Annotated in this window: 25 protein-coding genes and 1 pseudogene; 13 read left to right on the top strand and 13 right to left on the bottom strand. The window is 36.8% G+C overall.

Annotated elements, in window-relative coordinates; all coding sequences use genetic code 11:
- Nucleotides 1-13: 13 nt before the first annotated feature.
- Nucleotides 14-673 carry an NAD(P)H-binding protein gene (locus F6K18_RS14305; RefSeq protein WP_287521755.1) on the bottom strand — a complete coding sequence of 220 codons (660 nt, stop codon included), beginning with the start codon at nucleotides 671-673 and terminating at the stop codon, nucleotides 14-16.
- A 702-nt stretch (nucleotides 674-1375) separates the two neighbouring features.
- On the opposite strand from F6K18_RS14305, the gene F6K18_RS14300 reads away from it, so the two are divergent.
- Entirely contained in the window at nucleotides 1376-2074 is a 699-nt protein-coding gene (locus F6K18_RS14300; RefSeq protein WP_287521753.1) for a DUF1997 domain-containing protein, read from the top strand.
- Nucleotides 2075-2525: 451 nt separating this feature from the next.
- Here the strand turns inward: F6K18_RS14300 and F6K18_RS14295 are convergent, their stop codons facing one another.
- Nucleotides 2526-2993, bottom strand: a complete 468-nt coding sequence (locus F6K18_RS14295; protein WP_287521750.1) for a DUF4079 domain-containing protein — start codon at nucleotides 2991-2993, stop codon at nucleotides 2526-2528.
- A 102-nt stretch (nucleotides 2994-3095) separates the two neighbouring features.
- Here F6K18_RS14295 and F6K18_RS14290 point away from each other — a divergent pair, with 102 nt between their 5' ends.
- Nucleotides 3096-4574 (top strand): ankyrin repeat domain-containing protein, encoded by a 1479-nt coding sequence (locus F6K18_RS14290; RefSeq protein WP_287521747.1) that lies wholly within the window; start codon nucleotides 3096-3098, stop codon nucleotides 4572-4574.
- Nucleotides 4575-5035: 461 nt separating this feature from the next.
- Here the strand turns inward: F6K18_RS14290 and F6K18_RS14285 are convergent, their stop codons facing one another.
- The 3 genes from F6K18_RS14285 to F6K18_RS14275 form a co-directional block, all read right to left on the bottom strand.
- Nucleotides 5036-5188, bottom strand: coding sequence for a hypothetical protein (locus F6K18_RS14285; RefSeq protein ID WP_287521744.1), 153 nt, complete (start codon nucleotides 5186-5188; stop codon nucleotides 5036-5038).
- 342 nt (nucleotides 5189-5530) lie between these two features.
- On the bottom strand, nucleotides 5531-5734 hold the full coding sequence (locus F6K18_RS14280) for a Nif11-like leader peptide family natural product precursor (protein WP_287521742.1): 204 nt from the start codon (nucleotides 5732-5734) through the stop codon (nucleotides 5531-5533).
- A gap of 158 nt (nucleotides 5735-5892) precedes the next feature.
- Entirely contained in the window at nucleotides 5893-6687 is a 795-nt protein-coding gene (locus tag F6K18_RS14275; RefSeq protein WP_287521740.1) for a phycobilisome rod-core linker polypeptide, read from the bottom strand.
- A 526-nt stretch (nucleotides 6688-7213) separates the two neighbouring features.
- Here F6K18_RS14275 and F6K18_RS14270 point away from each other — a divergent pair.
- Both F6K18_RS14270 and F6K18_RS14265 read left to right on the top strand, forming a co-directional pair.
- Nucleotides 7214-7774 carry a bleomycin hydrolase gene (locus F6K18_RS14270; protein WP_287521738.1) on the top strand — a complete coding sequence of 187 codons (561 nt, stop codon included), beginning with the start codon at nucleotides 7214-7216 and terminating at the stop codon, nucleotides 7772-7774.
- Between the two features lie 128 nt (nucleotides 7775-7902).
- On the top strand, nucleotides 7903-8397 hold the full coding sequence (locus F6K18_RS14265; protein ID WP_287521735.1) for a bleomycin hydrolase: 495 nt from the start codon (nucleotides 7903-7905) through the stop codon (nucleotides 8395-8397).
- Between the two features lie 376 nt (nucleotides 8398-8773).
- On the opposite strand, the pseudogene F6K18_RS37310 reads toward F6K18_RS14265, so the two are convergent.
- Both F6K18_RS37310 and ispF read right to left on the bottom strand, forming a co-directional pair.
- Nucleotides 8774-9077: pseudogene (locus tag F6K18_RS37310) on the bottom strand (IS701 family transposase); the annotation flags it as partial.
- 826 nt (nucleotides 9078-9903) lie between these two features.
- Nucleotides 9904-10389, bottom strand: coding sequence for a 2-C-methyl-D-erythritol 2,4-cyclodiphosphate synthase (ispF, locus tag F6K18_RS14260; protein ID WP_287521733.1), 486 nt, complete (start codon nucleotides 10387-10389; stop codon nucleotides 9904-9906).
- Between the two features lie 234 nt (nucleotides 10390-10623).
- On the opposite strand from ispF, the gene F6K18_RS14255 reads away from it, so the two are divergent.
- From F6K18_RS14255 to F6K18_RS14235, 5 genes are all read left to right on the top strand, one after another.
- Nucleotides 10624-10938 (top strand): PqqD family protein, encoded by a 315-nt coding sequence (locus F6K18_RS14255; protein WP_287521731.1) that lies wholly within the window; start codon nucleotides 10624-10626, stop codon nucleotides 10936-10938.
- A 243-nt stretch (nucleotides 10939-11181) separates the two neighbouring features.
- Nucleotides 11182-11352 (top strand): hypothetical protein, encoded by a 171-nt coding sequence (locus F6K18_RS14250; protein ID WP_287521729.1) that lies wholly within the window; start codon nucleotides 11182-11184, stop codon nucleotides 11350-11352.
- 21 nt (nucleotides 11353-11373) lie between these two features.
- Nucleotides 11374-11658, top strand: a complete 285-nt coding sequence (locus F6K18_RS14245) for an SET domain-containing protein-lysine N-methyltransferase (RefSeq protein ID WP_287521727.1) — start codon at nucleotides 11374-11376, stop codon at nucleotides 11656-11658.
- Nucleotides 11659-11772: 114 nt separating this feature from the next.
- Nucleotides 11773-11982 (top strand): hypothetical protein, encoded by a 210-nt coding sequence (locus F6K18_RS14240; protein ID WP_287521725.1) that lies wholly within the window; start codon nucleotides 11773-11775, stop codon nucleotides 11980-11982.
- Nucleotides 11983-12049: 67 nt separating this feature from the next.
- Nucleotides 12050-12343: a GNAT family N-acetyltransferase gene (locus F6K18_RS14235; protein ID WP_287521723.1), complete on the top strand. Its 294-nt coding sequence runs from the start codon at nucleotides 12050-12052 to the stop codon at nucleotides 12341-12343.
- 146 nt (nucleotides 12344-12489) lie between these two features.
- Here the strand turns inward: F6K18_RS14235 and trmD are convergent, their stop codons facing one another.
- On the bottom strand, nucleotides 12490-13176 hold the full coding sequence (gene trmD, locus F6K18_RS14230; protein ID WP_287521721.1) for a tRNA (guanosine(37)-N1)-methyltransferase TrmD: 687 nt from the start codon (nucleotides 13174-13176) through the stop codon (nucleotides 12490-12492).
- Nucleotides 13177-13428: 252 nt separating this feature from the next.
- On the opposite strand from trmD, the gene F6K18_RS14225 reads away from it, so the two are divergent.
- Nucleotides 13429-14301: a cyanophycinase gene (locus tag F6K18_RS14225; protein WP_124147825.1), complete on the top strand. Its 873-nt coding sequence runs from the start codon at nucleotides 13429-13431 to the stop codon at nucleotides 14299-14301.
- Here F6K18_RS14225 and F6K18_RS14220 read toward each other — a convergent pair.
- Nucleotides 14285-14656: a hypothetical protein gene (locus F6K18_RS14220; RefSeq protein ID WP_287521717.1), complete on the bottom strand. Its 372-nt coding sequence runs from the start codon at nucleotides 14654-14656 to the stop codon at nucleotides 14285-14287. The two genes, F6K18_RS14225 and F6K18_RS14220, sit on opposite strands and share 17 nt — an antisense overlap.
- Here F6K18_RS14220 and cphA point away from each other — a divergent pair.
- Nucleotides 14643-17357, top strand: a complete 2715-nt coding sequence (gene cphA, locus F6K18_RS14215; protein ID WP_287521714.1) for a cyanophycin synthetase — start codon at nucleotides 14643-14645, stop codon at nucleotides 17355-17357. The two genes, F6K18_RS14220 and cphA, sit on opposite strands and share 14 nt — an antisense overlap.
- A 381-nt stretch (nucleotides 17358-17738) precedes the next feature.
- On the opposite strand, the gene F6K18_RS14210 is transcribed toward cphA, so the two are convergent.
- The 4 genes from F6K18_RS14210 to F6K18_RS14195 form a co-directional block, all read right to left on the bottom strand.
- On the bottom strand, nucleotides 17739-17882 hold the full coding sequence (locus F6K18_RS14210) for a chlorophyll a/b-binding protein (RefSeq protein WP_287521711.1): 144 nt from the start codon (nucleotides 17880-17882) through the stop codon (nucleotides 17739-17741).
- Between the two features lie 213 nt (nucleotides 17883-18095).
- Nucleotides 18096-18239 (bottom strand): high light inducible protein, encoded by a 144-nt coding sequence (locus F6K18_RS14205; protein WP_353735079.1) that lies wholly within the window; start codon nucleotides 18237-18239, stop codon nucleotides 18096-18098.
- 172 nt (nucleotides 18240-18411) lie between these two features.
- A complete protein-coding gene (locus F6K18_RS14200) occupies nucleotides 18412-18561 on the bottom strand; it encodes a chlorophyll a/b-binding protein (RefSeq protein ID WP_287279206.1) in 150 nt (49 codons plus the stop codon).
- A 284-nt stretch (nucleotides 18562-18845) separates the two neighbouring features.
- Nucleotides 18846-18995 carry a high light inducible protein gene (locus F6K18_RS14195; RefSeq protein ID WP_287521706.1) on the bottom strand — a complete coding sequence of 50 codons (150 nt, stop codon included), beginning with the start codon at nucleotides 18993-18995 and terminating at the stop codon, nucleotides 18846-18848.
- Nucleotides 18996-20029: 1034 nt separating this feature from the next.
- Here F6K18_RS14195 and F6K18_RS14190 point away from each other — a divergent pair.
- Nucleotides 20030-20425 carry a hypothetical protein gene (locus F6K18_RS14190; RefSeq protein WP_287521703.1) on the top strand — a complete coding sequence of 132 codons (396 nt, stop codon included), beginning with the start codon at nucleotides 20030-20032 and terminating at the stop codon, nucleotides 20423-20425.
- A 313-nt stretch (nucleotides 20426-20738) separates the two neighbouring features.
- Nucleotides 20739-23096: DUF4912 domain-containing protein (locus F6K18_RS14185; RefSeq protein WP_287521701.1), on the top strand; the 2358-nt coding region annotated here is incomplete at its 3' end.

The following is a 23096-nucleotide window of genomic DNA, read 5'->3' as shown; positions in this document are numbered from 1 at the left end:
CTTCAAACTATAGTTAAAAGACAGAAATAAATAAGTCTTCCCAAGATTTTTCTGGTGCTTCTTCCTGAGTAACAATTTCCACAATTTTATTACAAGCTGCTGATTGAAATATCGCCTCCACAGAAACTTGTGCTACCTTAGTTCGAGGAATACTACCTTCAAATAAGCGATCGGCAGATTCCATAACAATAGGAAATTGATTATCATCATTTTTCAGACCGCCAGGGCGAACAATAGTATAATTCAGACCACTTTTCTGAATATATCTTTCAGCTTGTTTCTTCCAGAATAAAATTAGCCAGAATAGATTTAGGGGATGAAAAAATTTAGACACACATAGGGATGAAACTAAAATAAAACGATCAATACCTTTCTGTTTAGCAACATCCACTAAATTTTTAGTTCCTACATAATCCACTTGATATGGACCAGTAAAGTCAAAACTGGGTTTAGCACCCGTAGCACATAATAGTACTGTGCTATCTTCAATAGCAGCGTAGAGACCTTGAGAATTCAGGACATCCCCCATTACCAACTCTGCTTCTGGAGGCAAAATTTCTTTAGCTGTTTCTAACTCACGAACCAGAGCTTTTACAGGAATATCTCGCCTTACTAACTCTTGTACAATACGACGACCTGTTTGGCCAGTTGATCCAGCAACAAATACTTTCATTTTTCAATTTATATTTCTATATTAAAGTTATAAATTCTAACAGTTTTTGACTGGAAGTCAGTAGTCAGTGGTCAGAAGGGAATTTTATAGATAGGGTCTTGGGATAGCTAGGTCTCTCTAGTTAAGAGACAACTTGGGTTTTCAAATCCCGATCATCTTTACTAACTCTCAACTTTAAAGATAAATATAAATTCTGGCGTTGGTGAATCAACCTATGAAACCTAAATTTGGCCAAATATGAAATGCTTTTCAGTTCATAGTTAGGCAATGGCCATTAAAGCACAATCATAACCAAAATCACCAACGCCTAAATTCTTTGTATAGCAATCCTAAGTCATTTGTGATAATTTTATTCTTCGGTGTTTCTCCCATACCTGTTTCCTGTTCCCTGTTTCCTGTTCCTTATTCCCTATTCTCTAAAATCTACAATATCTCACAACTCAAATAAGATTGCTATATAACTAGACAGTGCAAAGTTCTGGGAATAACTATTGCTAGTCAAGGGTTTCACGGACTCAAGGTTAAAAATTCTCCATTTACAACAGTAGGTGCTGTAAACCTTTCCCAGTAACACTTTCAATCTTGAGAGCCAACTGTTTTTTAGCAGAACTTTGTACTCTCCAGTATATAAACTAGATAGCAATTTGGAAATCCTCAAAATATTGAATATAGTGTATATATATATACACGGGAGAATAAATCATGGATCACAACTTGGCAGGACATCAAACTTTAGAGATGGACAAAAACTTGGTTAGTGATTTCTATGCAAGTGCAACAGAAACAGACGTATCGGAAACTAGCTCAACTACCTGGTTTAAGACAAAATATAATGACTGCATGAAATTATATGCAGATGTAGATACTGTAGCAAAGCACTTTGCGTCTCATAGAAGTTGGTTTTGTCAATGCGCTCATCCGATGAAAGTTGAGCCTCTTGGAGAAAATGGCTATGATTTATCGCTCGGAAAATTTGGTTCTTTTGGATACCAGGTTGAAGCTAGAGTAGGTCTGGAATTGGTACCACCAGACTCCGCAGGAATATATAAAATTATATCTATTCCAGTGCCTAATTATACACCTCCTGGATATCAAGTAAACTTTCAATCAGAAATGAAGTTGCTAGAATTACCCACAGAGCAGTTTTTTAGTCACAAAGAAATTCAAAAGTTAGGACTGCCTCCTGTGATGACTGGTGCAAAATGGGATTTAGATTTGACCGTCAGTGTAAAATTTCCCCAGTTTATTCAGAAAATGTCCCCTAGTTTGATTCAGAAAACTGGCGATAGTTTATTACTTAAAGTAGTACAACAAGTATCTAAATGCTTGAGTCACAAAACTCAAATAGATTTTCATACCACTCATAACTTGCCATTTCCCAGACAAAGAAAACGCAAGTAAAGATATGGAACCTGAAAATCAGGGAAAAATTTAATCCCCTGATTAATTTCAAGACCAGGGCAACAGACAAGCAGGCAGCAAAGATAGAGATTTATAGCTCGCTCCTTAAATAAAACCACTCTGAAAGGATTAATAATTAAAAGTAAACGCAAAGCATATAGCATTAATCGTCAGTATGTTAGAGCGTCTAGGTCGTTATTGACCAAAAAATAGGGCCTCAAGCCTCCCCTTTCAAGGGGATGAAAAATAAAGTTCAATATTTCAATCCCAATACTTTCCTGCGGAATGCTGCGCAAACAGGCAGAGAGAGGTACTGATAACTGATAACTGAAATGACTGCCACCACCGACTAATTGTCGGTGACAGCTAAGTGTGAAACGTGGAGAATCGTGGTTTTAACCCAACTCGGAACATCCACTTAGAATCTCTCGTGTTTTAACAGAGAGAGAAATCAAATATTGCTAATAATCCTTAACAGAATTTGGACTCCCGTTACCGCTTGCCAGCTAAAAAGACCAAGAATTGACACATTAAGAACAATATGACTGTAGCGAGCCCAATCTTGGCCTTTCTGCATAAAAGGAGTTAAAGACGCAGAGATAGCGATCGCTCCTGTCATGCCTAACCCGGCTAAGAGATGAGGGCCAAAAAATAATTTTCCATTATTGATATAAGTGACGGCCATTCCACCAAGAGACCCTAAAACCATAAAAGCTAAGAGAAAGGAGCCAACTTGGTGATGTTTGATTTTAAATTTAGCAAATTCTTTTTTCTTTTCTGTATCTGTAGCAGTTCTACTATTACGAACTTTGATACCGAGATATAAGGCGTAAATTGTCAAGGCCAATAGTATCCACATAATGGCGGGATGAAAAAAATTGAGCCACGGTTTAATAGATTCTAGAATTGGCAGGTTCATAATTAATCTTCTCTCTGGGATTAGTAAAAAAACTTCATAAAAGTTAGCATAACAGCAAGTTAATCTTATGTGATCTTAAAAACGTAGATTATGGTTGTCGGTATGGCTTCGCAAAAAGAAGAAATTTTCTTAGTCCAGGCTGTTAAAAATGCTAATTTGGCCCAAGTATGTACCTTGCTGGCTCAAAATATTGATGCTAATGCTCAAGCTCTAGATGGTACAACGGCTTTAATGATTGCTGCAGAAAAGGGGTACGTTCAAATAGTCTCTGCTTTACTAGATAAAGGCGCTGATGTCAACTATATAAGAAAAAAATTGGGTGTTACAGCTTTGATGTTAGCTGCAGCTCATGGACGGGCGGAAATAGTAGAACTTTTGCTAAGTAGGGGTGCTGATGTCGATGGCAAAAATGATGATGGTAGTTCCCCACTAATGGTTGCTTCAATGAATGGTTATATTGCAGTGGCCAAGCACTTAATTGCTGCTGGAGCTGATGTTAATGTAGTGGATAAAGACCATGATACGGCTTTGGGTTTAGCAACGAGTCAAGGTTATCAAGATGTGGTTAAGGTCTTACTAGATGGTGGGGCGAGGGTAGATGAGTCTACTTTATCTATAGTTGCTGATAGTAATTATGCAGAAATGAGAGAAATTTTGATTAATCATGGTGTGAATGTAAATACTAGAAATTTACAAGGTAAAACATGGTTAATGCAAGCAGCAGAAACAGGTAATTTACCTGCTGTAAAGACTCTATTAAAAGCTGGTGCTGATATTAATTTTAAAGACAAAGATGGAGAAAATCCACTCATTTTAGCTGCTGACCTAGGTCATTTAGAAGTAGTAAAAATTTTGTTAGAAGCAGGGGCAGATGTTAATATTAAAAGTAGAAATGGTGGTACAGCTTTGATGGCTGCTGCTGCAGAAGGAAATGTAGCGATCGCTTCTACTTTATTGGATGCTGATGCTGATGTTAATTCTCAAGATTTAGAAGGAGAAACAGCTTTAAGTTTTGCTGTAGTAGAAAATCATACTGAAATGGTCAAACTACTGCTAAATTATGGGGCAGAAATTGTTACTAAGAATCAAGCAGGTGATACACCTTTATTTGGGGCAATTTTTCATGGTTATACGGATATTGTATCAATTTTATTGAACAAAATAGAAAAGCAAAATTTGACATCTTTATTGAATAGTAAACATCTTGGAGAAACAGCTTTAACTTTGGCAATATGGCAAAAACATCAAGAAATTATTAATGTTTTGTTAGATGTAGGAGCAGATGTTAATATTCCTGCTCAAGGTGGTTCTACTCCAATGATGAAAGCAGCATATCAAGGCGATATTGAAACATTAAAAATATTATTAGAAAAAGGAGCTGATATTAATCTTAGAGATGATAATGAAGCAACAGCTTTAATGTGGGCAGCATATCAAGGTCATGCTGAAGCTGTAAAACTATTAATTGATTATGGTGCTAATTTGAATGATAAAAATCAAGGCGGTTGTACGGCTTTAATGCTTGCAGAATTTAATGGTTATCAAGATGTTATTAGGTTGCTAAATAATGCTGGAGCTTGAAGAAGATTTTCATTAATTGATAATTGATAATTAGTAAGCATTCAGCCCTCAGCTATCAGCTATCAGCTATTGCTTTTATCACTCACTAAAAGCAATATTTAATTAAGCTAGAAAAATCTGGCTAAAAGTCAGCTACCAAAGTCTATATTCATTTAAACCTCGTTCTTAAGCACAAGGTCTTATTGCTGATAGCTGATGGCTAATACCAAATTGATAAATGTTTGCTACAAATAGTTAGGGTATTTATTATAATTTCCTAGGTCATGCTCCGCAAACAGAATTTAGAATTTAGAATGCAGAATTGATAGATTTAATACTATTTTTGATGTTGCAAATTACCTTTTTCGTGAAACAGACTTTATCTGAAAGTCTTTTTATGGTGCTTATTATTCGAACACATTCTTTTTTCAAAATAGTATAATAGCTGAATGCTTACGATAATTAGGGCTTGCTGATTAAATCTAAAAGTTTTTACTGGCAAAGGTTTCAGCCTTTGCAGGTACTAAGGGAGTACCAGCTTTTAGGTAATTCCAGTTCAAAAATCTAGGATTTTGGGCAAGATATGTGGTATAATAATCTTGGGAAGATTCTTCTGAAAAAGACTTTTTCAGCAAACCCTAGTTCTTGTAGTCATTGCGACTGAAACGGACTGGAAGGAAGCAATCTCGGGCAACCTCTGAGATTACTTCTCTTTAGGTAGCTGCAGACGGCTTTTCAACTGGATTCTAATATGATACAGCGTTTTCCATTGTTATGAGGTACACCCCGAAGCGGGCATCTTGCCCGCACTACAATGTTTTCACCATTTATCCTGTACCTCATTTGCTCGAAATCTGCTGTATATTCTCCGGCCTAAATGCGCCAATATCCTCCTGCGGTTCAGAATTTCTGGTTCGCTGACGCAAAGCTACCCTAATACCAAGTCCACTTAACTGTATTTCACGCCAGAACGAAAATCATATTTTTCTTGTATATCCCAAGGAGAGCAGGTGGGCGATACGGAGAATTTCCTCTGGCTGGGCATCTTTTAGCTGTGCTTTTAATGATTCATCTTTTTTTACAGCAACGATAAAGTCCATAAGTTGTTGCTTAGACATTGAAAAAAAGACCTTTACTAAATTTCTAAGTTTATGTGCCGTAAAACTTTCTAGGCGTTGCATAGTAGGAGGAATTGTAGGTTCAAAGAAAGAGAAAGTAGAGGAAGTCAAAGATGGGATTTATCTGTTCCATAAACATTTATCCTTTGATTCAGCAACGCCAAGATTTTAAAACAAAACTTTTTTAGAGCTAGATTTTTGAACCTACCCACAAACAAGCACTAGGTTTGCTCTGTAATACTAATAATCTTCCCGCCACTCCGATGAATATTTTGTACAAATGTGGACATCTGAGTATATTTGATTGTCAGTTCTTTCTTGCTGAGGTGGTTCAGTCTAGCTGGTGCCTTAGAGGTAGAGTAAACAATGCGAAAACGCTTGCCCGTATTGCCATAGTTAGCTCCATTTCCTTTAGTTTGAAGTTTAACAGGAGTTGGTAAATTACTAGCAAGAGAAGAGAGCAATTGAGAACAACTATCGTTATCATTGGTAGCAGGTCCACCTAACAAGGAAAATATCCGATTAAAGGTGTCATTTTTGAAACCAATTTGGGAAGTCATACCATAGGGATAAGGGACAATCCATTCTCCAAAAACTTCGTTATATTCTTGACTATCAATATAGGAATCAATTTCAGCTTCGTATCCCTGTTCATTATAGATTTGAACGTGCTGAGAAATCTCTGTTTGATCTTGAGGGGCACGACCTAGTAAGTGCTTGTAGTTTAACTCAATAAAGCGATATTGATTATTACTATTAAAGAACAGAGATTGATACAAGCTAGATTGAGCTACTTTTCTCACAAATCCTCTAAAACTAATTTCTCCATTACGCAGTTGAGACTCAGCACTTGAAAGACGATCGCTTTCCATTATGTATTGATTGCCCAATACCTGCTTGTAAACCGCCCTAATTACCATCTGTACATCTTCTTCAGTGGCATTGGGACGGAGTTCTAAAGGGGCAACTTCAAAGGCATCCATACCTAGAGTTGCTAATGTGGCTAACTTTTCCATTCTATTTATACTTATTGAATTTATTGACATCCTCCCGACGCTGCTCTACCAGACAGCGCGGGATTCCCATCCATCAATCAAACAGACAAATCGCAGCTTGAAAGATTCAGGGCGGGTTGACACCTCACTGAAAAATGCTGGCAAAGCCAGTCTAACACTTCCTCCGTTTCCGTTTAACTTCTCCGAGTGCCCCTCGGCGACTTGATTGAACAGTTACAGTAATCTTAACCTTGATTTTTGGTTAAGCAATATTTGCATATTAACAGATTATCTGTAAAACCGCTCTTATTGATTGGCATTCATCCCGGCGCTCCCCTGCGGGAGAGCGCGGGTATAAATGCCAACATTTAGATAAATGTTTGGTTTTTATCTTATGTTCTTGACACTCCATTGGCTAGAAAATCTTAATAAATGTTTACTTGTTTACGAATTATTACTTTCTTACTCAGAAAGTGAGACAAAACAGACCCTCTTGTTAGAAACTTTAATCCAGAGTTACAGAAAATAAATTTTTAAGGAGAACTCAATGTTAGATGCTTTTTCAAAAGCTGTAGTTACAGCAGATACTAAAACTGCTCCTGTTGGTAGTGCAGAATTAGCTAGTTTGAAAGAATTCATTGCTCAAGGCAACAGACGTCTTGATGCAGTTAACGCTATTGCTAGTAACGCAAGCTGCATGGTATCTGATGCTATTGCTGGTATGATCTGCGAAAACAACGGATTAATCCAAGCTGGTGGTAATTGCTATCCTAACCGTCGTATGGCTGCTTGCTTACGTGATGGAGAAATCATTCTACGTTATGTTACTTATGCATTGCTAGCTGGCGATGCTTCCATCCTTAGCGACCGTTGCTTAAATGGTTTAAAAGAAACTTATATTGCATTAGGTGTACCTCTTCAATCTACTGCTCGTGCTGTTCAAATTATGAAAGCTCAAGCTGCAGCTCACATCAAAGATCAACCAAGTGACGAACTTGCAGGAGCTAAAAAGCGCATAATGGGTGCTACTGTAACAGAAGACCGCTGTGCTAGCTTAGTTTCTGAAGCAGGTGGCTATTTCGATCAAGTAATTGCTGCTCTAAGCTAATTCCTCTGAGAAAGTCTTGCCATAACCGACATAGGTATCCAAATTATTGGCTTTTCGGTTGTGACGATTAGCCAAACAAGTTTTAATTCCAATCTAATCAAGTCAAACAAAAAATAGAGTTTAAAGACATGAAATCAGTTATTACTACAGTAGTTTCCGCTGCTGATGCAGCAGGTCGTTTTCCTAGCAGTTCCGATCTAGAGTCCGTACAAGGTTCTATCCAACGTGCAGCAGCTCGTCTGGAAGCAGCTGAAAAGCTAGCTACCAATCTTGATGCAGTTGCTCAGGAAGCTTATAATGCTTGCATCAGCAAGTATAGTTACTTGAACAACCCTGGTGAAGCTAATTCAACACCAGTTTTTAAGGAAAAGTGTCTCCGCGATATCAAGCACTATATGCGCTTGATCAACTACTGCTTAGTTGTTGGTGGAACTGGTCCTCTCGATGAGTGGGGAATTGCTGGTCAGCGTGAAGTTTATCGTGCTCTGAGCTTACCTACTGCACCTTACGTTGAAGCTTTAAGCTTTGCTCGTAATCGTGGTTGTGCTCCTCGCGATTTGTCTCCTCAAGCTTTGACAGAGTACAATTCTCTCTTAGACTATGTAATCAACTCCTTGTCCTAGGAGTATAGCAATTTAGGCAAGATTTATAGAACTCTTGCTTAAAACTTCTTTCTTTCTAGAACTGTGGGACTCTCAGTTTGTTACTTACCTAATAATGGGTGAGCAACTAACCAAGAGTCCCTTAGTTTTTCTTCTAACGGGACTTACACAACTTTTAAGCCCAAATATAGCCTCAACTCTTTCTGTGAGAAGAAAATACGTCACGATTATTAGCCAACCAATCAAAAAAAACGGGGTTGCACATTATGGAATGATATCGCCAAAAATTGGTTTAGATTTTGACTAAAAATAACCATTAATTAATCATTCTAGCAATTGATTAATCCACAATCCAATTCAATCAAAAATATCAAATCATTCGTTACTGTGCAACACAAAAAAAACGGAAAGATATAGCTGTACGAAAAGCGTACCATTGCATCAGTAAATGTCTTCAAATGTTTATTCTCCCATTGCCTTTGTAATCCTCCAGTTAGCTTATGCCAAATGATCAAAGTATAGGTATAAAATACTCTCGATCAAATGGCGTTCTAGACTCCATTTATCTGTTACTTGATATTCTTTTAATCCCAACCATCATCAGCGCTTCTCGGTAAAAAAACTTATATCCAGTGTCTGTTTGAGTAGCTATTTACTATCCACTCAAATGTCACTTTTGACGGCTCGACAAGGCTCAAAAGCTTACTCTATAGGTTCAGCATTGAAGGCGAAAAAAACACTATAAACCTTGACTAATAAGGGTTTTAGCCATTTTTTTTGGCGTTGCTGAGTGGTAATGATTTTGAGATTAACTTTGGGCGCAAAACATCAGTTTTTCAATTTTACCTTCAGCGAATAGACATCTCCAAGAATCAAAAATCAATATCTATATCCCAAAGAAATTATCAATTCTTTCCCCTCTAGGGAGGGGGAGGGGCGAGGGGTGGGTTCCCTACAGCAAAGCTGCCTACTCCCTACTCCCTATGGGTGGAGTAGATGTCTAATTATCATTACATTTAAGCAACGCCATTTTTTTAGCTTAATTCCCAACAACTCTATGATTATTAGTGAGGGTATAGTTGAGGCATAGAACTCCATTCCGCGCTCCGCGACAGCTCAACTATGAATTGATTTATTATTCAATTAAAGAGTACTAACAAAATTTATATTGGATCAATTTAAAAATTTTTAGTTATGAAATAAATTCTGAGAGATCAAAAATGCAAATACTTAATGCGTAGTTTGTAAATAGCTGCAATCACAAAGATATGATAATTTTTCCATCTCCATTTAATAGGTAATGGTTCACAACATTTAGCTAGATAGACTTGACCATTTTTCCATATTCTTCTCTTTTTCTTTCCTATAGCTGTCCTAAATAGATTTTGAACAAATATTAGTTATCTAAATACTGAGGGTTACTTCTCTTGATATGTAGCTAATGCTCATATTTTATCTAGGATGGCTATATTCCTAAAAATCCTAGAACGAAAAAATATTTCCACTATTAATATTTCCGATGACCACTTATCCTTCATATTTATTTAGCAAAACTACAGCATAAGCAGCAATACCTTCTTCTCGACCTACAGGACCTAATTTTTCATTAGTAGTAGCTTTTATGCTGACTTGATCTGCTTGTAGTTCTAAAGTAGCAGCGAGGCGCGATCGCATTTCTTTGATATGTGGCTTGAGTTTAGGACGTTCTACTACTACTACTGAATCAATATTACTAACTTGCCAGCAGCTAGCATTAACTAAATGATTGACACGATTCAACAATTCTATACTATCAGCTCCAGCCCATTGTGGATCGCTTGGAGGGAAAAAATGGCCAATATCACCCAAGCTCAGGGCACCCAACATTGCATCCATAATTGCATGGGTCAGAACATCCGCATCGCTATGACCAACTAATCCCATTTCATGGTCAATTTTGACTCCTCCGAGTATTAGAGGTCTTCCAGGTCCTAACTTATGGATATCGTAGCCATTACCTATGCGAAGATTCATTTTTCTAACTTATACCTTCAATAGTAGTTTGTTATTAATTAGGACTTACGCACCTGCAACTTATTTTCGTCCGAAGCGACCCACAGGGTTTGCGCAGCAGTCCGGAACGGAAAGCAATCTCAAATCCTAGTTTTTTGTACCTCATCGTAAGTCCTAATTAAATTATTGTATAGTATATCTTGACTGTACAAAACTACTTTTTTTTATTAACTTTATTGTCAGTAGAGGTAAGTTGTGGAGATTATATTAACTCAACAAGTGCTATTAACGGATAATTTTTTTTTAGCAGAAGACGAGGGAGAAATTTTTTTAGTTAACTCTCAACAAGAAGGTGAAGATTTTATTTTGGATGATATGGCAGCTAAAATGTTATTTGCTTTAATAGGTTCTGGGTCTATTCAAGAGGCTTATGAGGATTTATTAGAGGAAGAGCAGGTAGAGCCAGAAGTACTGAAAAATGACTTATTAGAATATATCAGAGATTTAACAAATGATGGAATTGTCAAAGTTATCGATCAACAAGATAATTTATCTTTGGCTGAAGGTTAGTAGGGAATAGAAGATAAATTGACATAAATCTGCTCTTTTTATACTTTATGGAAAAGACTAAATAGGGCTTTATGAAAAAGCACTTGTAGTATTACTTTTTTTTGGTATTCTGAAAATAAGAAGTTAAAAAAATTACTTATGAATCAATTTTTTTATGAGACTACAAAGATTTTTTATACCTGTAAATAAAAATAGTATTATTTCGTCTATAATATTCAGAAACTTATATCTCAATAAAAATTTATGCAAGTAAGTAAAAAAATAAGAAAAGTTGGCTCCATTGCAGAAATTTGGGAGTTTCAGACTACTGGCAATAAATCTCTACATACCACTATTGAGTTTAAGTCTGGAGAGGTTATCAGTAATTTTAGCCATAAAGAAATACTCGATCGCCCCAACTATTTAACCGTCTAAATTAGCGATAACCAACATATTATGCTTGATCCAGAATTTTTGCAATATATTAATCATAGTTGCAATCCTAATGTTTTTTTCGATACTCAAAAAAAGGTAGTAATTGCCCTACGAAACATCGAAATTGGAGAAGAATTCACATTCTTTTATCCATCTACAGAATGGTCTATGGATCGAGGATTTAATTGTATTTGTCAAAGCGAAAATTGTCTGGGATATATTCAAGGATCTGCTCATTTACCCCTAAATGTGTTAAAAAAATATAAATTGTCAGACTATATACGGCAAAAGCTAGGAGTTGAGTGAAGAATTAACAATCTATAAATCCTTTACATAAGTAATTTTTGTGAGGATTTATTATACATAAAAAAATCACCTCTGCCATCTTGAAAATTGTGTTAAGTTGACATTATAAATACGATGTTAGAAATAACACTAGCTCAGACTCCTGAAGAAAAAGAAGAAATTTTCAAATTGCGCTATCAAATCTATGTAGAAGAACTGGGATGGTTTGAAAATTGTCCAAACTATGAACCGAACCATAAACAAAAGAAAGTAGAAGACCCATTGGACTTATATGCTAATCTATTGATGGCTCTTAATCATAATGAATTGGTTGGTACTACTTAGATGCAATTATACTAAAAACTTAGACTCAGAAAATTTAGACATAGATTACTATACAAAACTCTATCAAATGGAAAAAGTAGGAGATGCACATTCTTTATATACATCAATTACTGGTAGATTTATGGTTAAAAGTAATTTTAGAAGAAATGGTATAGGTTTAAGAATAATGCAAGCATTATACAAACAACAGTTGCTAGATGGAATTAAATTTGATTTTGTAGATGCCGAAGCATACTTAGTTCCTTTTTTTGAAAAACTAGGCTATCAAACTATTGATAAAATTGATTATCAAATGTATGAAAGTAGTGTACTAATGGTATTAGATATACCTAATATAAAACACCATCAGCAAGTTAAGTAGATCGACAAAATAACTAGATTTTCTGGCATTGGATAATTGCAGGATGATTTTGTCAGAAAGCAGAAACCATAATCCCCGTGTCCGGTGTGTCCGGTGTGTCCGGTGTGTCAGCCGAAATCATCCCAGTATTCAGCAACGTCGATGTTCTAGAGGTCTCTATTATTTTTCAGTAAATCTGGGCGACGAGATTTTGTTCTTTGAATCTGTTGTTGATAACGCCATTCCGCTATTTTTGCATGATTTCCAGATAGCAGAACTTCTGGTACTTTCCAACCACGAAAATTAGATGGCCGAGTATAATGAGGATAGTCAAGTAATCCAGATTCAAAACTTTCGTAGGCTAATGACTCAGCCTTACCTACTGTTCCTGGAAGTAACCTCACTACACCATTAATTAAAGCTAAAGCTGGTATCTCTCCACCTGTAAGGACAAAATCTCCTAGAGATACTTCTCTAGTAACTAAATATTGTACTCTTTCATCAATACCTTCATAATGACCACAGATTAAAATAAGTTGGTCATAGTCTATAGCTAACTGCTTAAATAGCTGTTGACACATTGTTTCTCCCTGGGGAGTTAAAAGAATAACTTCTCGTCGCGGTCTAGTTGTTAATGACTCTACAGCAGCAAATATAGGTTCTGGTTTTAACACCATTCCTACTCCTCCACCATAAGATTCATCATCAACTTTATGATACTTGTCTGTGGTATAATCACGAGGGTTAACTAAATTAACCTTGGCAATCTCTTTATCAAGGGCTTTCCCTAACAAACCTGAACTTAGGGGTGTTGTAAAAAAGTCTGGAAACAGAGTGATAACATCAAATTGCACAAAACTTAAAAAGTATACTTAGAGTGTCTTAAAAAATTTAGAAATTGTTGAGATTAATCTTTATTTAGACTATGCTAAAAGTTTACAAGTTAATCCAGCCAATTGAAATTTAGATTCTCACTAAATCAAATGATTTGTTGAAAAATTCAATAGTTAGCTGGGGACTTGCAAGGTTATAAGATAGTCTACTATTATAACAGATTATTGAAATTATTGAAATTTAATGCGTACCTGCTGTCCAAGACTAATAAAATGATACAGTTAGAGTCTCAAGCTTCAAAACTAGATATATTACGTCCGACAAAAACAACCATTATGGTAATCGGAGGGGCGGAAGATAAAGTTCATGGAAAAGAGATTCTACAAACTTTTTTTAATCGTGCAGGAGGAGTAAATGCCAGGCTAGCAGTTATCCCTTCTGCCTCTAGAGAACCAGGAGCACAAGGAGATAGATACCGCAAGGTTTTTGAAGAAATGGGTGCTGTAGGTCTGAAGATATTTGATATCCGGGAAAGGTATCAGGGAGAAGACCCAAGATGGTTAGAATCCTTAGAAGATTGTACTGGAGTCTTTATGACTGGTGGAGACCAACTGCGTCTTTGTTCCCTACTTGCTGAAACACCTTTGATGGATGAAATCAGAAGTAGAGCTATAGATGGAAAAATTGCTCTAGCTGGAACAAGTGCAGGAGCAGCAGTAATGGGACATCAGATGATAGCAAGTGGTGGTAGTGGCTCATCCCCCAATAAGTCCTTAGTTGATTTAACAACTGGCTTGGGTATATTGCCAGACCTGATTGTAGACCAACACTTTCATAATCGAAATCGTATGGCCCGTTTATTGAGCGCCATTGCTACCCATCCGGACAAAATAGGTATAGGTATAGATGAAGATACCTGTGCATTATTTGAAGGAGATAGTCAAATTCGAGTAATGGGTAAAGGTACAGTGACAATTATAGATACTACAGAAATGTCATATACAAATGCTACGAAAGTAGATGTAGCAGATCCTTTGAGCATATCAAATTTAAGAGTACATATAATGTGCCACGGCGATGGCTACGATCTCCATTCCCATACCATGAAACCAGGGCTGTCTGAAACAATTATGCCTCTTGATTAATTAATAGAATTTCTGATAATTTACTAAATTCGTGACTAATGTGTTGTGGTAGATTAGTAGCTTTCCTAGTTGAGTGGACATAAAATCTAATTTTAAACTGAAAAGAATGTATTTTTTGTAAAACAGAATAAAAAGCCCAAATTCTTCCTTCTACCATCAAAGGATTATCAAAAAAACTGATAAATTTATTTATCAGATATATATTTTTCAAGATGGAGAAAGGATTAGTGCAGCCTGAAAAAAAGTTTGTATTAAACAGTTTAGCAAATGGTGTGAGCTGAAATTCAAAATAAAACCGCCATTGCTTCTGTAGATTCTGAGCATAACCTTCAAATCCTCCTATGAAAATCCTCAAACTCCAGACATTACGCGGTCCAAACTACTGGAGCATCCGCCGGCATAAACTGGTGGTTATGCGTCTAGACTTAGAAGACCTGTACGAAAGATATACATCTGATATTCCTGGCTTCTACAAAGGATTAATCAAGGTACTACCAGGTCTTGTAGAGCACTATTGTTCCCCTAGAGTCAGGGGCGGTTTTCTCAGTCGTGTTGAAAAAGGGACACTAATCGGCCATGTCATAGAACACGTTGCCCTAGAACTTCAACAACTCGCCCAAATGCCAGTTGCTTTTGGTCGGACACGGGAAACATCGACTCCTGGAATATTTCAGGTAGTAATAGAATATGAACATGAACCAGCAGGTCGCTATGCTGCACGAGCAGCGGTGAGACTTTGCCAAAGTATTGTTGAGACAGGTACATATCCTGCAACCGAATTACAGCAAGATTTAGAAGACCTTAAGGAATTCAAAAGTCAGGCAGCTTTAGGGCCAAGCACAGAAGCTATAGTCAAAGAAGCAGAAGCAAGAGGTATTCCCTGGACTCAACTAGGAGCCAGATTTATGATTCAGCTTGGCTATGGTATAAATCAAAAAAGAATCCAGGCAACCCTAAGTAACCAAACAGGGATTCTTGGTGTAGAACTTGCTTGTGATAAAGAAGGCACAAAAACCATTCTCAAAGATTCTGGAATACCAGTACCTCGTGGTACAGTTATTCGCTACTTTGAAGACCTTCAAGATGCCATTGAAGATGTCGGAGGCTATCCCATTGTAATTAAGCCACTAGATGGAAATCATGGTCGTGGAATTACTATTGATGTGAGAAACTGGGAAGAGGCAGAAGAAGCCTATGATTTAGCTAGCAAGGCTTCCAAAACAAAAACAGTAATTGTAGAACGTTACTATACAGGCAAAGACCACCGAGTATTGGTAGTAAATGGTAGAGTTGTAGCTGTGGCCGAACGAGTTCCTGCCCATGTAATGGGAGATGGTAAGTCCACGGTGGCAAAACTGATTGAAGAAACTAACCAAGATCCTCAAAGAGGAGATGGACATGATAACGTTCTGACTAGAATCACCGTGGATAAAGCTGCTCTTGGGATTCTTGAAAGACAAGGATATAGCATTGATTCAATACCAAAAAAAGGAGAAATTTGCTTTTTAAGGGCAACAGCTAACCTCAGTACTGGAGGTATAGCAGTAGACCGTACTGATGAAATACATCCAGAAAATGTCTGGCTATTGTCCAGAGCTGCGAAGATTATAGGTCTAGACATAGCAGGTATAGATGTAGTGACTGAAGACATTTCTAAACCTTTGCGAGAAGTAGAAGGAGTCATAGTAGAAGTTAACGCTGCCCCTGGTTTCCGGATGCACGTCGCTCCTAGTCGGGGTCTACCTAGAAATGTGGCCGGAGCAGTAATAGATATGCTATTCCCTGGGTCTAAAAATGGCAGAATACCAATATTTTCAATTACTGGCACCAACGGTAAGACAACTACTACACGCTTGCTAGCTCACATAATGAAGCAGACTGGAAAAGTAGTGGGCTATACTACTACTGATGGTACTTATCTTGGTGAATATCTAGCAGAATCAGGAGATAATACTGGACCTCAAAGTGCCCATTTAATACTCTCAGACCCCACTGTAGAAGTTGCAGTCTTAGAAACAGCACGGGGTGGTATTCTGCGTTCAGGCTTGGGTTTTTCAGCTTGTGATGTAGGAATGGTATTAAATGTAGCTGCCGACCACTTGGGTATTGGGGATATAGATACTGTAGAACAACTAGCTCAACTCAAAAGTGTAGTTGCTGAGTCAGTAATGCCTAAAGGATATGCCATTTTGAATGCTGACGATCCATTGGTTGCTGCAATGGCTGAGAAAGTCAAAGCTCAAGTTGCTTACTTTTCAATGGAACCAAATAATCAACTTTTAGTTAAACATACAGAAGCTGGTGGTTTGGCAGCGGTTTATGAGAATGGTTATATTTCAATTATCAAAGGAGATTGGACTTTAAGAATTGAAAAAGCAGTTAATGTGCCAATCACAATGGCAGGTAAAGCTCCATTTATGATTGCTAATGCCCTTGCAGCTTGTTTGGCAGCTTTTGCTCAAGGGGTGAAAATAGAGCATATTAGAGAAGGTTTGTCAACCTTTGTGGCTTCGGTGGATCAAACACCAGGCCGGATGAATATGTTTAATATGGGTGATTATCATGCTCTTGTGGACTATGCTCATAATCCTGCTAGCTATGAAGCATTGGGTGGATTTGTCAGGAATTGGCCAGGAAAACGGATTGGTGTAGTTGGTGGGCCTGGCGACCGCCGTGATGAAGACTTTGTTTCTCTGGGTGAACTAGCAGCAGATATCTTTGATGAAATTATTGTCAAAGAAGACGACGACACTAGAGGAAGACCTAGAGGAAGTGCTGCGGATCTAATTTCTCAAGGTGTCAAGCAGTTTTTGAATCAAGCTCAAGATTCTGATTCAAAAGCTACTTATGAATCAATTCTAGATGAGACAACGGCTATTAATACAGCCTTAGATCGTGCCTCTTCTGGTGGCCTGGTGGTAATTTTACCAGAAAGTGTAAGTCGAGCTATTAGTTTAATAGAAGCTCGTAACCCTGTTCAGGATCTTGAATTACCTGAAAGTAGTCGAACATCCTCTAATTCCTCAGAAGAGTTAAACACTTCGATTGTACATTGAGTTAAATATCTAAAGGAAGTAAGAATAAATAAGTAATAGTTGATTCAGTCAAAAAAAATTTAATCAACTTCCTTCGATTTAAACTTCTACTGAAAAAGGGGTTGAAAGTTTTCAACCCCTTGAACTTTGTCAAAATTTGTTAGTTAGTATCTGAAAACTGGAACATCAATTTTCTGACAGTACTACCCTGAAAAACAAAACTGTTTAACTTCTATAATTCTATCGAGTAACTGCTGCAAATTTAGCGAATGTAATGTAGAGAAAAGATATAAGTAATAAAGCCAAGAATACTCTCATCTCTACTATAGAGTATACTTAATAATCTTATATCCTTGTTAACTACAAACTGTTGGTGATTTTTAATTGTTTTGTAGCCTTGAACTACATTAGACCAAGTTGAGAAAGAATACTTTGACCTGTGAAGTATTCAGTAGCTACACCAATGACAAAGCCTAACATTGCCAAGCGACCATTCCAAGTTTCTGCAAATTTGGTAAAACCTAGCTTTTGATCTTGAGTTTCCATGATGATTAACCTCTAATTAGTGTAGTTAAACGTTGGTAAGTACAACAGAAAAGTTATTGAGAGCTGATTTTTAAACTTAGCTAAAACCCTTATGTAATCTAACTCTCAGGGATTTAAGTATTATTGGAATATAACTCCCAAAACCCTTGTATTGCAAGGAATTCAGCCTCTTAATATTTACTTGATAAATCAGCTCTCAAAAGGAACAATTAATTATATTAAGCCAAGTTGAGAAAGGATACCTTGACCTGTGAAGTATTCAGTGGCAATACCAATGACAAAGCCTAACATTGCCAGGCGACCATTCCAAGTTTCTGCAAAATCGGTGAAGCCTATTTTTTTCTCTTGAGTTTCCATGATCATTAACCTCTAATTAGTGTAGTTAAACGTTGGTAAGTACAACAGAAAAGTTACTGAGAGCTGATTTGTCAACTTAGCTAAAACCCTTAACTCCCAAAATCCTTGTATTGCAAGGAATTCAGCCTCTTAATATTTACTTGATAAATCAGCTCTCAAAAGGAACAATTAATTACATTAAGCCAAGTTGAGAAAGGATACCTTGACCTGTGAAGTATTCAGTGGCAATACCAATGACAAAGCCTAACATTGCCAGGCGACCATTCCAAGCTTCTGCAAAATCGGTGAAGCCTACTTTTTTCTCTTGATTTTCCATGACCATTAACCTCGTTTGATTTCAAGCTTATGTAATATAACTTAACGCAAAAATTCAAAGATGACAACATTACTTAATATTTTGATTCGTCATTTTTTTCGGTAAATACAACAGAAAAGTTATTGAGATAAAATCTGAATAATAACTATACCCAAATGGTTGTGGCTGGGACAAAGTGAAAGGTTTACCCAGCATTAGGCAAGGAAAGCAATCTCCTAAGTTATTGAGATTACTTCCTATTATTGCAATGACGATATTCAGGCAAATGCTATATGAGAAGGAACAATTAATTACATTAAGCCAAGCTGAGAAAGGATACCTTGACCTGTGAAGTATTCAGTGGCAATACCAATGACAAAGCCTAACATTGCTAGGCGACCATTCCAATTTTCTGCAAAGTCGGTGAAGCCTACTTTTTTCTCTTGATTTTCCATGACCATTAACCTCGTTTTATTTCAAGCTTATGTAATATAACTTAACGCAAAAATTCAAAGATGACAACATTACTTAATATTTTTATTTGTCTAGACAATTAGTAGATGGACTTCTATGTTGAATACAAATTTAATCTGAAGCTGCATATAAATAAGATTGTAAGAATAATTGACTGTAGCTTAATGCAGATTAAAGACGGATAAATTAATGAATTTCATAATTCTATACAGCCTCATCTGAAATTGCTATTACTCCGATAAAATAATAAGTATACTGATGAGCGATCGCCGAATCTAGTCTCACATAGTATCTCTACTTATTGTCATGGTCAGTGCCACGCCAAAATATTTTTGCCAATCTATAAATTCATAATTTTAAACATCAATTATAAATAAATTGATCGGAGAAAGGGATCAAAGTAAAAAAATTCTAGTTTACTTTATACCTAAATTAAATATTTGATCTTAGACATTTGGTGCAAACTAAGTTTTTGCCCAGGTATAACAAGGGTTTGAGATTAATGATCACCAGAGGTCTATTGAATAGATATAAAATCATATCAATTAGTAAAAAAAAATCAATAATTTATAGGTGTGTAGTTAGTGGTTTATATATTATGCTGTATTTGATATTCTATATAAACTAGAATTATGAAATATTTATAGCTAATCAATTTTGGCAAATATGACAGGATTTATTGAGGTAAAATCATAGTCAAATCAGAAAAATACTAACAGTTTTTTTGAAAATTTTCAATGTATTTTCAATGTATTGAATAAGTATCAATTAATATTAACTTAATGCTATCAGAACTAAATTTGGATCAAAAAAAATTGATAGGACAACAACACCATTAAAGCTACAAATAGGTGTAAACTAACTATTGAGTCCGATCGCAAAGTAATTCTTCGACTAAAGTAGCCATTTTGTCTGTTATGAATTTTTGGACACTTGTATTTATACATATTTTAGAAAATTTATACTAGCAGTGGCCTTAGTTGAGAAGACGAAAAAATTTTAGTAGGAAATAGAAAAAAATATGGAAGGTTGTACAGTTACGGATCTGAAGATTGACAGCAAAAAAAACTGTTATGTCCTTGACGCTGAAGCTATGCGACAGATCCAGGAAGAAACAGCAGTTTCGACAAAATTAGAACCAGGGATATATGTAATTAGAATCCGTAGTGGTTTGTTTGGATACCGCAACGATGAAAATAATGTTGGTGAACCCATGGTTATGTTGTGGATTTATGGTGGCAAGTTCATTAATAAAAAAACTAACTTGGAGGTTGAAGCTACTTGGTCAACTTTGAATGGTGATGACGATACATTAACTTTAGAAGTAGTGCAAACAACAAACCTTTGTGCTTTTTTCTTCGATAGTTATATTGATGATAATCAAGGAGAATTGACAATTTCTATAGTTAAAATATGAATTATTTTTTCTGAACCAAGAGTCATAAATTTCAAAAAGCACTATTGCTTTATTTTCACTTTACATATAAATAATCAATACTATATTGATCAAAATATATGTATTTAGATTGAAAAAAATCTCAGTCAAAAGCTAACTGAGGATGTAATTACAAAAATCATTCATAAGGAAGTTAGCCTTCAGTTGGGAAAAAAATAAACTGTAAACTTATTAGTAAAAAACTAATAGCTGATAGGTAAATTATATTCAAGTTGAAGGCTAATTACTAAAGGTTAATTTAACCATATTTTGTCAACCTAAAAGCCAGATAAAAATGTCTTCATCTAGCAAAAAATTATTTCAAATATCAGTAGTATTGCTAACGTTAACTGCTACTCCCAAGCCCTTAGCAGCTACTAATATATCTAATACTATCCTAGCTCAATCCGTCAACTCAAATACTGTCTACTCATTACCTGAATCCCTGCCAAGTGGTACAAAAATCAGATTACATGGCTCTAATAGTATGACAGTCATTAATCGATCGCTAAAACAGCGTTACGAAGAAAAATTTACAGACGCTCAAGTTGAACTAGCAGCAGGTAATGCCAGTGAAGTATTAGAAGCACTCCGAAAAGGAGAAACAGATATAGCCGCAATAGGACGTCCATTAACTGCTCAGGAAAAAGAGCAAGGATTAGTTGAAGTTCCTATTGAGCGTGGCAAAATTGCTGTGATAGTTAGTCCTGAAAATGGATTTTCAGAAAATCTCTCATTTGAGCAATTTGCCAAAATACTCCGGGGAGAAATCACAAACTGGTCAGAAATAGGTGGGTCTCAAATCCCAATTCGCTTTCTTGATCGCCCAGAGTTTAGTGATACCAGAGAAGCTCTCAAAAGTTATGAAGTGTTTAAAAAAAGTCCATTTCAGACAGGAAGTAACACTACTCAGATATCTCAGGATGATACAGCAGCAGTCATAAAAGAACTTGGTAAAGATGGAATTAGTTATGCGATCGCCGACCAAGTCATGAATAAGGGAAATGTTCGGGTCATTCAGATGCACAAAACCCTACCGGACGATCCTCGTTACCCATATTCTCAACCCCGTAACTATATTTATAACAAAGATGCTGCTCCTCCAGAAGTTCTAGCATTTATGGGTTTAGTTACTTCTAAAATTGGTCAAGAAGTTGTGGCAGCATTAGCTCAAGAAGGGGAAACAGAATCTACTATTTCTCCTGGAGCAGCAACGACAAACAATTCAGATACTCAAACTGAGACAGCAGCAAACTCACCAGAGGTGGACTCAGGGGAAACAGATGCTGCTATTTCTCCCGGAGCAGCAACGACAAACAATTCAGATACTCAAACTGAGACAGCAGCAAACTCACCAGAGGTAGACTCAGCAGCTCCGGGGGCAGTAGTAACAGCACCCAGTCCAAATACTTCCACAGTCAATGAAGCAAACTCTTCAGAGGTAGTAGATTCATCTAGTCCTGCTCAAACTGAGACAACACTACTACCAAATGATGCTAGTCAGGAAATAAAAACAGAAACAAAAGGATTCCCCTGGTGGCTCCTTTTTCTGTTAGGAATTCCTTTACTAGGAGCCTTAATTTGGGGACTACAGAGAGGGCGTGGAGGTGATTCAGCAAAAAAAGATATAGAAACTGCCACTCCAGTTGATGGAAATGAAAATAAAGAGATATCAACACCAGAAGCAGGGGTAGATACTACAGATACACCAACAACTCCCGTTGATGGAAATCAAACAACTCCAACAGATGGCATACCAATAGCACCAATAGCAGGAGGATTAGGAGTCGCAGGATTATTAGCAGCATGGGCAAATCACTCCAAAAATAGTGAAATAAATCTCACAGCACAACCAAATCAAAGTGGATTAGCAACTTGGTCAGTTCCACAAGCAGACAAAGATGCAGCTAAATCCCATGGAGGTCAAGAATATCAACTGCGGGTTTATGATGTCACAGATATAGACCTAGATTCACAACCTGCTCCAACTGTGCAGCAGTATGATTGCTCAGAATCAACTACAAACAAGCAAATAGATTCTTTAGTACCAGAGCATGACTACCAGGCAGAAATAGGTTATGTAACTGATGATGGTCAGTGGTTAAAGTTAGCTCGTTCTGAGAAAATCAGGATATCAACACCAGAAACTGTTGCTCCAGTGGATGGAGATGACAGTACGGGAATATCAGTACCAGAAGTAGGGGTAGATACTACAGATAAAGCAACAACTCCCGCTGATGGAAATCAAACAACTCCAACAGATGGCATACCAATAGCACCAATAGCAGGAGGATTAGGAGTCGCAGGATTATTAGCAGCATGGGCAAATCACTCCAAAAATAGTGAAATAAATCTCACAGCACAACCAAATCAAAGTGGATTAGCAACTTGGTCAGTTCCACAAGCAGACAAAGATGCAGCTAAATCCCATGGAGGTCAAGAATATCAACTGCGGGTTTATGATGTCACAGATATAGACCTAGATTCACAACCTGCTCCAACTGTGCAGCAGTATGATTGCTCAGAATCAACTACAAACAAGCAAATAGATTCTTTAGTACCAGAGCATGACTACCAGGCAGAAATAGGTTATGTAACTGATGATGGTCAGTGGTTAAAGTTAGCTCGTTCTGAGAAAATCAGGATATCAACA

This window comes from Okeania sp. SIO2C2 (assembly GCF_010692625.1).
GTDB lineage: Bacteria > Cyanobacteriota > Cyanobacteriia > Cyanobacteriales > Microcoleaceae > Okeania > Okeania hirsuta.
Note: the sequence above shows the minus strand (reverse complement) of the source record. Positions and strands in the feature narration are given on the sequence as shown.